The following is a 13,023-nucleotide window of genomic DNA, read 5'->3' on the forward strand; positions in this document are numbered from 1 at the left end:
TGCGCCGGGTTGAACAACGCTTCAGCGTTGGCCCGCAGGGTGAGGCCTTTAGGCCGAATAATCGAACTTGTTCGATGAAGAGTCCCACTCCAGAAAAGCAAAAACCCAGCCATTGGCTGGGTTCTCTAAATATGGTGCCCGGACTCGGAATCGAACCAAGGACACGGGGATTTTCAATCCCCTGCTCTACCGACTGAGCTATCCGGGCAACGGGGCGCATTTAACCCTATTGGCCGGATATCGTCAATCGCTTTCTGTCACAAAGCCGATCGGTTGCTCTATTTTCATGCAGCGGCCGGTGGGGCAGGAGGGGTTCTCGGATGTGTTTCGAATATAGATATGCAGAAAAGATGTGTATTTATACCGTTTTGTTTTTTCTGGGTTTTATTTTTATATGATAAATAACAATGTGTTATGTCATGTTTGCGCGTGTGAAATTCGCATGATTGTTACTTGAACACCATAAGGAAACATGCAATCATTGCGCAAATTTTAGCACTCTAGTTCCCTAACGGTGTTTCCGCCCATTTAAGTCAGAGGGTTGCAGGCATGACTGGTTTTGTTACTCAAGCGCCATTGCGCACCAGACATCTGATGATGCCGTCACTCCGCCGTTATCTTTCCCGAACGCCGTCCTCCAGAAACGCCCAGCCCGTCATGCGGTAAGGCTACACCATGCTCGCTGTTAGGCATTATTAAAAATAGAGCTGCGGCTCTGATTTTACTGATGTCTATTGGACGCTGCCGATCCCAGTTCCCGATAGTGACCTGATAATCTTAAGAGAGTCAGCCGGTCACGCTTGCGCTCTGGGCTGCAACCCCGGACATCAATTTGCCGGGATAACCTTTGTTATCTCATCAGCGTGCCCCGTGGCACACCCTCATCCTTAATCGTTTGAGAGTTAGCACTATGAAAGAATTGAAAATAGCCACCAGCGCCAGCCTGGTCGCCGCGATTGAAACACTGCGTGAGATAGTTCGCGTCGAGCAGACTGATTATACCGACGTAGCGGCGTTAGTGGTGTCGGTTGATGACGTCAATGCCGGTATCCTGGCGCAGCTTAAAGCGACCGGGTTCGAGATCCCGACCTTTGTGGCGGTGGCCGGTGACGAGCATCTCTCCCCGGACTACCTGCCGTTTATCAGCGGTGTTTTTGCGCTGGATGGTGCCAGCAAGGCATTTTATATGGCGCAGTTGGAAGCCGCTGCGGATGCCTACGAACAGGCGTTGCTGCCGCCGTTTTTCAAGACCTTGAAAACCTATGTGGAAATGGAAAACTCGACCTTTGCCTGTCCGGGGCATCAGGGCGGGGAGTTTTTCCGCAAGCATCCGGCGGGTCGCAAGTTTTTCGAATTCTACGGTGAAACGCTTTTTCGTTCCGACATGTGCAACGCCGACGTCAAGCTGGGTGACCTGCTGATCCACGAAGGATCGGCCAAGGATGCGCAAAAGCATGCGGCGCGGGTATTCAACGCCGATAAAACCTATTTTGTGCTCAACGGCACCTCGGCCGCCAACAAGGTGGTGACCAACGCGCTGCTGACCCGTGGCGATCTGGTGCTGTTCGACCGTAACAACCATAAGTCCAACCACCATGGCGCACTGATCCAGGCTGGGGCGACGCCGGTGTATCTGGAAACCGCGCGCAACCCGTTTGGCTTTATCGGCGGCATTGATTCTCGCTGCTTTGACGAGCGTTATCTGCGCGAACAAATTCGCGAGGTGGCACCGGAGAAGGCCGAGGCAGCGCGCCCGTTCCGCTTGGCGATCATTCAGCTCGGTACCTACGACGGCACTATTTATAATGCACGCCAGGTGATCGACACCATCGGCCACCTGTGTGATTACATCCTGTTTGACTCCGCCTGGGTGGGTTACGAAGGTTTTATCCCGATGCTGAAAGAGTGTTCGCCGCTGCTGTTGGAGCTGGACGAACTTGATCCGGGCATTTTTGTCACCCAGTCGGTACACAAGCAGCAGGCCGGTTTCTCGCAAACCTCGCAGATCCATAAGAAAGACGACCACATCAAGGGCCAGAAGCGTCACTGCAACCACAAGCACCTGAATAATGCTTTCATGCTGCACGCCTCTACCAGCCCGTTCTACCCGCTGTTTGCTGCGCTGGACGTCAACGCCAAGATGCATGCCGGAGCCGCCGGTCGCCGCATGTGGATGGACTGCGTGAAGCTTGGCATTGAAACTCGCAAACAATTGTTGGAACGCTGTTCGCAGCTCAGGCCGTTTGTGCCGCTGCAGGTCGCGGGCAAGAACTGGCAAGATTACGACACCGATCTGATCGCCAACGACGCCCGCTTCTTCAACTTTGTGCCGGAGGAGAAATGGCACGGTTTTGAAGGCTATGCGCAGGACCAGTATCTGGTCGACCCGTGCAAACTGCTGCTGACCACGCCGGGTATTGATGCGGCCACCGGCCAATACACCGAGTTTGGCGTACCGGCCACCATTCTGGCCAACTTCCTGCGTGAGAACGGCATCGTGCCGGAGAAGTGCGATCTTAACTCGATCCTGTTCCTGCTGACCCCGGCGGAAAATCCGGCCAAAATGGAACAACTGGTGGACATGCTGGTGCAGTTCGAGCGTTACGTGGAAGAGGATGCGCCACTGAGCGTGGTGTTGCCCACGGTGTACCGTAAGAATGAGCAGCGGTATCGCGGCTATACCCTTCGCCAGCTGTGCCAGGAAATGCACGATCTGTACGTCAGCTTTGACGTTAAACAGCTGCAGAAAGAAATGTTCCGGCAGCGTCATTTCCCGCAGGTGATGATGAACCCGCAGGACGCCAACGTGGAGTTTATCCGCGACAACGTCGAACTGGTGCCGATCGGCCAGGCTGAAGGGCGCATTGCGGCGGAGGGCGCGTTGCCATACCCACCGGGCGTGCTGTGCGTGGTGCCGGGGGAAGTCTGGGGCGGGGCGGTGCAACGTTACTTCCTGGCGCTGGAAGAAGGCATTAACCGTCTGCCGGGCTTCTCACCGGAGCTGCAGGGGGTCTATATCGAGAAAAAGGATCACGGTTGGAAACGCATTTTCGGCTATATGATCAAGGCATAGATTGAGGCGGCCAAACAGGCCGCTTTTTAATCCTCCTGGCCTGGGATGACAAAGCAGAGGGGGGCGGCTACCTTTTAGATAAAAGCCATAGGTGCCGGAATAAGCTAATGAAAGAAGAGGGGTATCTCGAGTGGGTCGGCAGAGAGAAAAAACGCTCAACGCTGCGTAATTTTAACTGGTTCTTATTGGTTAATGTGTTGTTGGCGCTCTACCTGTTGTTTCAGCGCGCTGAAGCGTTAGGCGATCCTTCTCTCCTGCATTTGCTGCGCGGTGCGCCGGCGATCTGCGGTGTGATACTGGTGTCCACCCTATTTTTTTTCGTGCTACGCCAGTTGGCTACCGGAGGCGAAAAGCAAGCCTGGCGCGGTGCGGTAGTTTGCACGCTGCTGTTGACCCTGTGCTGGTGCGGTATCTTTCGCTATTTGGTCATAAGCAACAATGTGAATCTGGTTTATCCGTTGTCGCTCGGCCTGTTGTTTTCTTCCCTGATCGCGTTTTACCTGTCCCCACGGTTGTTTTTCCTGTTCAGCATTCCGGTGCTGCTGGTGGCGATTGCCGAAAATATGGTTATCCGCAGCGCTTTTTCACTGGTGAACCTGATTTCATATGCGCTGATGCTGTTTCTGATTTATTCGGCGCAGAGCCGGCTGGAGCAATGGTTCCGGCTGGCGATTGAGCGTGAGCAGGAAAACAAGCAGCTGATTGAGCGGTTGAGCAAGTTGGCACACCGCGATCCGCTCACGGGTATAGCCAATCGTCGCTATTTCGATCACTACTTTGACGCAGTTCTGTTACGCGAATCGACGCTGCAGTCGCCGTTTTCCCTAATCCTGCTGGACGTCGATTTTTTCAAAAAATATAACGACCACTATGGCCATCAGCAGGGAGACGAGTGCCTGATTCGGTTGGCTACCTGTCTGGAAAGCGCCACGCGGCGTGCACAGGATCTGGTGGCCCGCTATGGCGGGGAAGAGTTCGTGATCATGCTGCCGAAATCCGATGTTCACGAGGCGACGCAAGTGGCTCAGAGGATTGAAGCATTGCTTGCCGGTCTGGCCATACCGCATGCGGCTTCCGAGGTGGCCTCATGGGTAACGGTGAGTCAGGGTATTGCGCAATGGCAGCCGGGACAGGATCGTGAACAACTGCTGGGGGCCGCCGATCGTGCCCTGTACCGAGCCAAGGAACTGGGTCGCAACGGTTTTAGTGTAGCGGAGTGAGGTTGGTGGTCAGGGCGATACGAGAGATCGCCCTGACCGGGCAATTAACGGCGTCGGTAACTCTTCTGCGCGTTGTTCACTTTCACCAGATAGCGGCGAGATTCGCCGGCCGGGTGCTTGGTGGTCAGCGTCTGGTAGACGTCGCCAGGCTGCATGCCGTTGATGATGCTTACCGCACGGGTTCTGTCGCTCGAGAACACCCGCAGCACGCTGCCGGCGCCACCGTTATAGGCGGTGATAACGGCATAGCGGCGTGAGGTTGGGTTTTGAATCCCGCCCAAATAGTTGTTCTGCAAAATGGCCAGATAGGCGGTACCGGTGTCGATGTTGTTCTCCGGATCGAACAGGTAACTGCGGCTGGGTTTGCCCCATTTCCCACGCATCTGGAACACATCCTTACCGGCGGTGTGCTGCACCACCTGCATCAGACCCAACGCATCTGAACCGCTCACCGCATACGGGTTAAAGCTCGATTCGGTTTGCATGATCGCCAGGATCAGCGACTCTTCCACCCCGTATTTCTCCGACGCCTTACGGACCATCGGCAGGTATTTGTGCGCACGCTGGTCCAGGTGGTTCGGCACCAACTGAATAGTGACCGAGTAAATCACGTGCAGGCCGGAAGTGCGTTTTTGCAGCTTACTCTGCAACAGATAGTCGGCGAAGTGCGCCGCGCGCCATTCCCAACGGATCGGTGCGCCTTTGTTATCCAGTACCTGGCCGTAAAGGAACGGCTCTTTACTGATCTGGATATCGTTGACGTCGGAATAGAGGTCGATGGAACCTGGATCGTCCCCCATCAGCAAGGTGCTGATAATCGCCTGGCGCAGGTGCGCAGCAGGGTCGGTGGTAGCGATGGTTTCAATGGTGATGGCACCGGTATCAAAGTTGATGTGGCTACGGGTTTGATACTGGTCGGTGTATTTAACGTAATCTTTTGGCCCGGCGATCAGAACTTCGTTCAGACCCCAGATATTCTCGATGTTGTGGGCGAACTGCCCCATCAGGATCTCGAAGCCGTTGGTGTCTTTGACCCAGGCTTCGTTGACTTCGGTGCTTTTTTTGCCGGAACAGGACATCAGCAGGGGCGCTATCACTAGCAAAGCTACAATTTTCTTCATCTTAAAGCCGTATACGAGAAGTATTGGAAGGGCCAGCGCCTGGCCCCAACAGCATTATTCGCTCGGTGGCGTATAGCCTTCGATATGGACGTCGTGTCCTTCGAACAGGAACTTGATCATTTCCGCTTCCAGCAGCTTGCGGTCATCAACGTTCATCATGTTCAGCTTTTTCTCGTTGATCAGCATGGTTTGTTTTTTCATCCATTCTGCCCAGGCTTCTTTCGAGATCTCGTTATAAATGCGTTTGCCGACTTCCCCAGGGTAAAGCTGGAAGTCCTGCCCTTCGGCGTCGCGCTGCAGGAAGGTACAAAAAATGGTTCTGCTCATGCTAATTCCTCATCAATGGCACTATCGCCAAATAAACCCTGTTGGCGCGGGGACTGTTTTGCCAACTGTTGCAACAGGCGGTCAACCGGCGCTGCCAGCCCGACCGATGGCGGCTGCGCTAAGTTATACCAGAGACCGGTGCCCTCATCCATGCTGGCGCCTGCGACGTCCATTTCCAGCCATATTGGCACGATATCGAGATGGAAATGACTGAAAGTATGGCGAAATGCGGTCAACTGCTCCCGGCGATTGTTGTTCAGACCGCGCTGTTGCAGCCAGAGTTCCATCTCTTCGCGTTCGCTGAACTGCGGGAAGCAGAACAGGCCACCCCATAGCCCGACGGCGGGGCGCTGCTCAAGCCAGGCGCGTTCGCCATGCTGCAGCAATAAAAAGTAGGCGGTTTTTTCCGGCAAGGTCTGCTTGGGCTTTTTGCCGGGGTATTTTGCCCAACTGGTATGGGCATAGGCGATGCAGCCAAGGCTGAGCGGGCACAGTTCGCATTTCGGCCTGGAGCGAGTGCAGACCATTGCCCCCAGATCCATCATTGCCTGGTTGAACTGGTCGACGCCCTTGGCCGGGGTAACGTTTTCGCTGATCTCCCACAGCCGGTTTTCGACGTCTTTCTTGCCCGGCCAGCCTTCGACGGCGTAACAGCGGGCCAGCACGCGTTTCACGTTACCGTCGAGGATCGGATAATGTTGGCCAAGCGCCAGCGACAGCACGGCGCCTGCCGTTGAGCGACCGATGCCGGGCAGGGCGTGGATTTCTTCAAAGGTTGTCGGGAACTCACCGCCGTGCTGTGCGACAATAGCCTGCGCCGCCTTATGCAGGTTGCGCGCACGGGCGTAGTAGCCCAGGCCGGTCCACAGGTGCAGCACTTCGTCCAACGGCGCTTCAGCCAGCGCGCGTACGTTGGGAAAACGTGCCATAAAGCGCTGAAAGTAAGGGATCACGGTGGCAACCTGAGTTTGTTGCAACATGACCTCAGAGAGCCATACTTGATAGGCGGTCTTATCAAGCTGCCACGGCAAGGTTTTACGGCCGTAACGCTGGTACCAGTCAAGCACCACCTGTGCGAACTGTTGTGCTTGCATCATAAGCTGATTCGATATCCGGCAGAAAATGAAGCGCGATTGCAGCATAGAGTCATGATGCTGTAAACCGGAACTTTCCGACGTCGCACGGCAGGTACATTAGATGAACACTTGCTAAACCAATGTATCTTTGCATAATGCGCGTTTCCCTAATTGGCAGCCAAACAGACAGAAAGCACTATGATTAATGACGTCATCTCCCCAGAATTTGATGAGAACGGCCGCGCGATGCGCCGTATCCGCAGTTTTGTTCGCCGCCAGGGGCGGTTGACCAAAGGCCAACAGCACGCGTTGGACCACTATTGGCCGGTGATGGGCGTGGAGTATCAGGCTGAACCTGTCGATATCGCCGCACTGTTCGGGCGCGATGCGCCGACCGTGCTGGAGATCGGTTTTGGCATGGGGGCCTCGCTGGTGACCATGGCGGGCAATAACCCACAGCAGAATTTCTTGGGGATTGAAGTCCATTTGCCGGGCGTAGGTGCCTGCCTGGCCGACGCTACCGAAGCGGAACTGAGCAACCTGCGCGTGATGTGTCACGATGCGGTTGAGGTGCTGGAGAATATGATCCCGGACGGTTCGCTGGACATGGTGCAGCTGTTTTTCCCCGATCCGTGGCACAAAGCGCGCCACAACAAACGCCGCATCGTACAGACGCCGTTTGTTGAACTGGTGCGACGCAAACTGAAAGTCGGCGGCGTCTTCCATATGGCCACCGACTGGCAGCCTTATGCAGAACATATGTTAGAGGTTATGAACGGGATCTCAGGCTATCGGAATCTTTCCAGCGATAATGATTACGTGCCGCGCCCGGATTCACGCCCACTGACAAAATTTGAATTACGCGGCCAGCGTCTGGGACATGGCGTTTGGGATTTGATGTTTGAGAGGAAAGAATAATGGCTAAGAACCGCAGTCGTCGTTTACGTAAAAAGTTACACATTGAAGAATTTCAGGAGCTGGGTTTCTCCGTAGCATGGCGCTTTGCCGAAGGCACCGCGGTTGAAGATATCGACAGCACGCTGGACGCTTTCATCGACGAAGTGATTGAGCCGAACGGCATGGCGTTTGACGGTAGCGGCTACCTGCAGTGGGAAGGGTTGATCTGCCTGCAGAAGATCGGTCACTGCACCGACGAACAGCGCGAACTGGTCAAAAACTGGCTGGAAGCGCGTAAACTGACCGACGTTAAGGTCAGCGATCTGTTCGATATCTGGTGGGACTGATTTTCCTGCCTGATAAGCGCGGCCTGATGTCGCGCTGAATCTATTGATTTAAGGTGCCTTTATGGCACCTTTATTTTGTCCGGAGTGTGACCGCGGTGGTAACAACATTGGATAACGCGTTGCTGGATGACATCCTGCAACAGGTGCGCCCGTTGATTGGCCAGGGCAAGGTGGCGGATTATATTCCGGCACTGGCGGAAGTGGCTGCCGATCGCCTGGCGATCGCGGTTTGCACCGTCGACGGCGAGCTGTTCCAGGCCGGCAACGCCTGCGAGCGCTTCTCTATTCAGTCCATTTCCAAGGTGCTGAGCCTGACGCTGGCGCTGACGCGCTATCAGGAGCCGGAGATCTGGCGCCGGGTCGGCAAAGAGCCTTCCGGTCTGCCATTCAACTCGTTGTTGCAGTTGGAAATGGAGCAAGGCAAACCGCGCAATCCGTTTATCAACCCCGGCGCGCTGGTGGTGTGCGACATGCTGCAAACCCGGCTCAGCGCGCCCAAGCAGCGCATGCTGGAAGTGGTGCGCCAACTGGCCGGTGAAGATGACCTGGCCTATGACTCGCGGGTGGCCCGATCCGAGTTCGAACACTCCGATCGCAATGCGGCGATAGCCTACCTGATGAAGTCGTTCGGTAACTTCGAAAACGACGTGCTTACCGTACTGCAAACCTATTTTCACTACTGTGCGCTGCGCATGAGCTGCGTGGAGCTGGCGCGCAGCTTTGTTTATCTGGCCAATCATGGCCGTGATCTTAGCGGGAGCGAAGTGATAAGCCCCCTGCAGGCGCGCCAGATTAATGCGCTGATGATGACCAGCGGGATGTACGACGGCGCAGGGGAATTTGCCTATCGCGTGGGCATGCCGGGCAAGTCCGGAGTGGGGGGGGGTATCGTCGCTATCGTGCCCGATGAGCTGTCGATCGCCGTCTGGTCACCGGAGCTGGATGCCTCCGGTAACTCACTGGCGGGAACTGCGGCGCTGGAACTGTTGTCTCAACGGATTAGCCGTTCGATTTTTTAGCCCCACCACGGAAGGGCGTCAGGAGAATATATGTTAAAGAAAACCGGGTTAGCCTTACTGCTGTTGACTGCTTCACAGGCCCATGCCGAGTATCAGTGCAGCGTTAAACCCCAGGACGATGTGATTATCAGCCCGCAGAACGTGCAGGTGACCGGGGCCAGCGGCAATCTGCAGATTTCCCCGGATGGCGACGTAACCCGTAACGGCCAGGCCTTGAGCCTGAATGACAGCCAGCGCCAGAAGGCCTTCAGCTACCAGAGCGCACTGCGCAAAGAGTTGCCGTGGATCGACAACGGCGCGCAGCAACATTTGGAAAAAGCGCGGGTGGCGCTGGACAAGGTGATCGTCAAAGAGTTGGGCAGCGACAGCAACGTGCGCAACCGTCTGACCACGCTGAATGGCCAGCTCAAGCAGCAGATGAACCGTATCATCGAACACCGCAGCGACGGCCTGGCTTTCCATCACAAGGCGATTGATCAGGTTGAGCAGGATGGCCGCAATCTCGTCCAGCAGAGTATGGGCGGCGTATTGCAGGACAGCCTGAATGAAATGGGCGTCAAGCAGGCGGCCAATAGCGGCGGTAACCCGCTGCAGGCGATCATGGGCAATCTGGGGGGGCTGCAGAAGGCGATTCAGAACGAATGGAATAACCAGGAGCAGGACTTCCAGAACTTCGGCCACGACGTGTGCAACCGCGTTACCGGTTTGGAAACCCAGCGCAAAGATCTGCTTAATGCTTTGAAGTGATCTGGCTATTGGCGCGTTTTTTGACCTTCTAACGAGTATCTGACAGACTGGCTAAACTATAATCAATTGCCAAAAGGATTTTGCATTGATGCCCGTGATATTTCGTTATAAAGGTTATAAATTCTTTTTTTATTCGAATGAAGGTGAGCCTCTGGAACCGGCTCATATTCACGTCAGAGACGCTGTGGCGGAAGCCAAATTCTGGCTGCTGCCGGAGGTGCTGATAGCCCGCAATGATGGGTTTAATGCCAGAGTATTAAAAGAATTAACTGAAGCCGTTGGAGTCCATAAGGGGTTATTTTTGGAGGCCTGGGATGAGTATTTCAGCTAAGAATGTAAGCTTTGATGAGACAACGATGTGGGTTGAGTTGAGCGATGCCAGAATTATCGGTGTTCCACTCGCATGGTTCCCTCGATTGCTGAATGCGACGAACCAAGAGCGCGCCCACTATGAGCTAAGTGCTCGTGGGATCCATTGGGATACGTTGGATGAAGATATTTCTGTTGAGGGTTTGCTAAAGGGAAGGGGGGATATCACTCATTGCCCCCACCATGCGGCCTGACGCTTAAAAAAAGCGCTGAAAATTCAGCGCTTTTTGCTATTCATCTGCCAGGAACAGTTCCAGCAACGAGTTAAGGAACAGTTTGCCTTTTTCGGTGATCTGCCAATATTCCGGCGTTTCTTCCAGATAACCTTTCGCCAGCGCTTCGTCCAGTGGAGCGCGGATAGTGCTTTCATCCAACCCGGTGTAATTGACGAATTCAGCGCGCGGCGCGGCTTCCAGCAGGCGGAAGCGATTCATAAAGAACTCGAACGGCCGATCCGCCGCCGTCACCTCATGCTGCTTGTCCATATACTTGCCCTGCATAAAACCGCGCGGGTGCTTGGTTTTAGCGGTGCGAACAATGCGGCCGTCGCTGAAGGTCAGCTTGCCGTGTGCACCACAACCAATCCCCAGATAGTCGCCAAAGCGCCAGTAGTTGAGGTTATGTTGGCACTGATAGCCCGGTTTGGCGTAGGCCGAGGTTTCATACTGCTGATAGCCGGCGGCGCTCAGCAACTCATGACCCCGCTCGAAAATATCCCACAGGGCATCGTCGTCCGGCAGCACCGGCGGGCGCGAGCTGAACAGGGTATTGGGCTCGATGGTCAGTTGATACCACGACAGATGCGGCGGATTGAGGGCAATGGCCTGGCGCAGATCGTCCAGTGCTTCTTCCAGCGACTGGTCCGGCAGGCCGTGCATCAGATCGAGGTTAAAACTGCGCAGCCCGAGGCCGGTGGCCAGGTGCGCTGCGCGTTTGGCCTCTTCCGGGCCGTGAATGCGTCCCAGACGAGTCAACTTCTCGGCGCTGAAGCTCTGCACCCCGATAGAAATGCGGTTCACACCGGCGCGCTGGTAGCCGCTGAAGCGATCGGCCTCCACGGTGCCAGGGTTGGCCTCCATGGTGATCTCGGCATCGTCAACGACCCTGATGCGTGACCGGACGCCGTCCAGCAGCGATTGCATCGCTTCGGCACTCAGCAGGCTGGGGGTGCCGCCGCCGATAAAAATGGTGCTGATTTCACGGCCGCTGACCAGCGGCAGATCGGCATCCAGATCCGCCAGCAGGTGATCGACATACTCTTGATGCGGTACTTCGCCCTTCAACGCATGCGAGTTGAAGTCGCAGTACGGGCATTTCTGCACGCACCACGGAATGTGAATGTACAAACTCAGCGGGGGCAACTTAAGCATTGCGCATCGCTTCCAACATCAGCTTCAGGGCTTTACCACGGTGTGATACTGCGCGCTTTTCGTCACGGCTCAGTTCGGCAGCGGTGCGGCCCAGCTCCGGAACGTAGAAGATAGGATCGTAACCGAAACCGCCAACACCGGCGGCAGCCTCGGCGATTTCACCGGCCCAGCTGCCGTGGAACACCAGCGGCGTTGGGTCTTCCGCGTGGCGCATATACACCAGCACGCAGTGGAACTGTGCGCCGCGGCTGCCCTGAGGCACGTCTTTCAGCGCCACCAGCAGTTTGTCGAGGTTTTGCTGGTCAGAGGCGTCTACACCCGCGTAACGTGCAGAATAGATGCCTGGCGCGCCGCCCAGCGCATCCACCGCCAGACCCGAGTCGTCGGCGATTGCCGGCAGGCCGGTGATTTGTGCCGCATGGCGGGCTTTCAGGATGGCGTTTTCGATGAACGTCAGGCCGGTTTCTTCGGCGGAATCCACACCCAATTCGGTTTGTGCGACCACGTTCAGGCCAAAATCGGCCAGCAGGTCGGCGAGTTCGCGCACTTTACCCGGGTTACCGGTGGCAAGAACGACTTTTTGCATGATGACTACCTTGAAATTTATTCGATTAGCGCCGCGACCACGGCGGGGATCTGTTGCGGATTAACGATGCGTAACTGTTTATGCCGCCCCAGTTCGCCTTTCTCTATGGTGACGTTGCTTTTCGCCACTTTGAACTGCTTGGCGAGAAACTTGATCAGATGCGCGTTGGCCTGGCCGTCTACCGGCGGGGCGGTAATGGCGACTTTAAGTTCGTCGCCATGCAAACCGACAATCTGGTCGCGGCTGGCTTTCGGCTGAATATATAGCCTGATTGCCAGCCCGTCCAGCACGGGGGTGACTGCACTCACAGCAGGAACCAGATCTCACCGAACAGATCCATGCCCAGGTAGTTGATCAGATACAGGATCAGGATCACCACCATTGCTGAAAAATCAATGCCGCCCATGGCCGGAAGAATACGGCGAATTGGCGCCATCAAGGGTTCGGTCAGTTGATACATCAACTGGTCAATCGGGCTGCGCCCCTGACTGATCCAGCTCATCAGCGCACGGATAATCATCACCCAGAAGATCAGGTAACCGGCCGACTTCACCAGCGAGATCAAACCAAACAGCAGGTTATACGGGCTGAGTGACATCGCGCCGCCCTGAATGAGCAGCAACAGTGGGTACTTGATGGTCATCAGCAGGAACGCCAACAGCAGCGATGCGCTGTCGATGGGGCCCAGTGATGGAATGATGCGACGCAGCGGGCCGATCACCGGCTGGGTGATCTTCACGATAAACTGCGCGAATGGGTTGTAAAAGTCAGCGCGTGTCCACTGCATCCAGATGCGCAGCAGCAGTACCATGACGTAAAGATCAATAACGGTTTTGACCAAAAAAGTCAGCGTTAGCATGAAGTCGTCCTT

15 protein-coding genes and 1 tRNA gene are annotated in these 13,023 nt (G+C 55.6%); 8 read left to right on the forward strand and 8 right to left on the reverse strand.

Going from position 1 to position 13,023, the window contains the following annotated elements; all coding sequences use genetic code 11:
- Positions 1–132 precede the first annotated feature (132 nt).
- Positions 133–208 (reverse strand) — tRNA-Phe (locus ACGS9J_RS21670).
- A 702-nt stretch (positions 209–910) separates the two neighbouring features.
- Here ACGS9J_RS21670 and speF point away from each other — a divergent pair.
- Positions 911–3,073, forward strand: a complete 2,163-nt coding sequence (speF, locus tag ACGS9J_RS21675; protein ID WP_442232818.1) for an ornithine decarboxylase SpeF — start codon at positions 911–913, stop codon at positions 3,071–3,073.
- A 107-nt stretch (positions 3,074–3,180) separates the two neighbouring features.
- Positions 3,181–4,293, forward strand: coding sequence for a membrane-associated sensor domain-containing protein (locus ACGS9J_RS21680; protein WP_442232819.1), 1,113 nt, complete (start codon positions 3,181–3,183; stop codon positions 4,291–4,293).
- Between the two features lie 44 nt (positions 4,294–4,337).
- Here the strand turns inward: ACGS9J_RS21680 and mltC are convergent, their stop codons facing one another.
- Genes mltC through mutY form a run of 3 tightly spaced genes read right to left on the reverse strand, consistent with a single transcriptional unit; the run spans position 4,338 to position 6,883 of the window.
- A complete protein-coding gene (gene mltC / locus ACGS9J_RS21685; RefSeq protein ID WP_442232820.1) occupies positions 4,338–5,414 on the reverse strand; it encodes a membrane-bound lytic murein transglycosylase MltC in 1,077 nt (358 codons plus the stop codon).
- A 54-nt stretch (positions 5,415–5,468) separates the two neighbouring features.
- A complete protein-coding gene (locus ACGS9J_RS21690; protein ID WP_020828614.1) occupies positions 5,469–5,741 on the reverse strand; it encodes an oxidative damage protection protein in 273 nt (90 codons plus the stop codon).
- Positions 5,738–6,883 (reverse strand): A/G-specific adenine glycosylase, encoded by a 1,146-nt coding sequence (mutY, locus tag ACGS9J_RS21695; protein ID WP_442232821.1) that lies wholly within the window; start codon positions 6,881–6,883, stop codon positions 5,738–5,740. The genes ACGS9J_RS21690 and mutY overlap by 4 nt, the downstream gene beginning before the upstream one ends.
- A 132-nt stretch (positions 6,884–7,015) precedes the next feature.
- On the opposite strand from mutY, the gene trmB reads away from it, so the two are divergent.
- The 6 genes from trmB (at position 7,016) to ACGS9J_RS21725 (ending at position 10,390) form a co-directional block, all read left to right on the forward strand.
- Positions 7,016–7,735 (forward strand): tRNA (guanosine(46)-N7)-methyltransferase TrmB, encoded by a 720-nt coding sequence (gene trmB / locus ACGS9J_RS21700; RefSeq protein WP_442232822.1) that lies wholly within the window; start codon positions 7,016–7,018, stop codon positions 7,733–7,735.
- Positions 7,735–8,061 carry a YggL family protein gene (locus tag ACGS9J_RS21705; protein ID WP_442232823.1) on the forward strand — a complete coding sequence of 109 codons (327 nt, stop codon included), beginning with the start codon at positions 7,735–7,737 and terminating at the stop codon, positions 8,059–8,061. Before trmB ends, ACGS9J_RS21705 begins: the two co-directional genes overlap by 1 nt.
- 95 nt (positions 8,062–8,156) lie before the next feature.
- The gene (gene glsB / locus ACGS9J_RS21710; RefSeq protein WP_442232824.1) at positions 8,157–9,080 is read left to right on the forward strand and encodes a glutaminase B; all 924 of its coding nucleotides are present in this window, start codon (positions 8,157–8,159) and stop codon (positions 9,078–9,080) included.
- A 30-nt stretch (positions 9,081–9,110) separates the two neighbouring features.
- Entirely contained in the window at positions 9,111–9,827 is a 717-nt protein-coding gene (locus tag ACGS9J_RS21715; RefSeq protein ID WP_442232825.1) for a DUF2884 domain-containing protein, read from the forward strand.
- 88 nt (positions 9,828–9,915) lie between these two features.
- Positions 9,916–10,158 (forward strand): DUF4160 domain-containing protein, encoded by a 243-nt coding sequence (locus tag ACGS9J_RS21720; RefSeq protein WP_442232826.1) that lies wholly within the window; start codon positions 9,916–9,918, stop codon positions 10,156–10,158.
- Positions 10,142–10,390 carry a DUF2442 domain-containing protein gene (locus ACGS9J_RS21725; RefSeq protein WP_442232827.1) on the forward strand — a complete coding sequence of 83 codons (249 nt, stop codon included), beginning with the start codon at positions 10,142–10,144 and terminating at the stop codon, positions 10,388–10,390. The genes ACGS9J_RS21720 and ACGS9J_RS21725 overlap by 17 nt, the downstream gene beginning before the upstream one ends.
- A gap of 36 nt (positions 10,391–10,426) precedes the next feature.
- Here the strand turns inward: ACGS9J_RS21725 and hemW are convergent, their stop codons facing one another.
- The 4 genes from hemW to ACGS9J_RS21745 are packed head-to-tail and all read right to left on the reverse strand — an operon-like array spanning position 10,427 to position 13,011.
- A complete protein-coding gene (gene hemW / locus ACGS9J_RS21730; protein WP_442232828.1) occupies positions 10,427–11,566 on the reverse strand; it encodes a radical SAM family heme chaperone HemW in 1,140 nt (379 codons plus the stop codon).
- On the reverse strand, positions 11,559–12,152 hold the full coding sequence (locus tag ACGS9J_RS21735; protein ID WP_442232829.1) for an XTP/dITP diphosphatase: 594 nt from the start codon (positions 12,150–12,152) through the stop codon (positions 11,559–11,561). Before ACGS9J_RS21735 ends, hemW begins: the two co-directional genes overlap by 8 nt.
- A gap of 17 nt (positions 12,153–12,169) precedes the next feature.
- Positions 12,170–12,460 carry a DUF167 family protein YggU gene (gene yggU / locus ACGS9J_RS21740; RefSeq protein ID WP_020828604.1) on the reverse strand — a complete coding sequence of 97 codons (291 nt, stop codon included), beginning with the start codon at positions 12,458–12,460 and terminating at the stop codon, positions 12,170–12,172.
- Complete coding sequence (locus tag ACGS9J_RS21745; RefSeq protein ID WP_442232830.1) at positions 12,457–13,011, reverse strand: YggT family protein; 555 nt, start codon at positions 13,009–13,011, stop codon at positions 12,457–12,459. The genes yggU and ACGS9J_RS21745 overlap by 4 nt, the downstream gene beginning before the upstream one ends.
- Between the last annotated feature and the right edge of the window lie 12 nt (positions 13,012–13,023).

Source organism: Serratia quinivorans, assembly GCF_052113645.1.
Classification (GTDB): Bacteria; Pseudomonadota; Gammaproteobacteria; order Enterobacterales; family Enterobacteriaceae; genus Serratia; species Serratia quinivorans_B.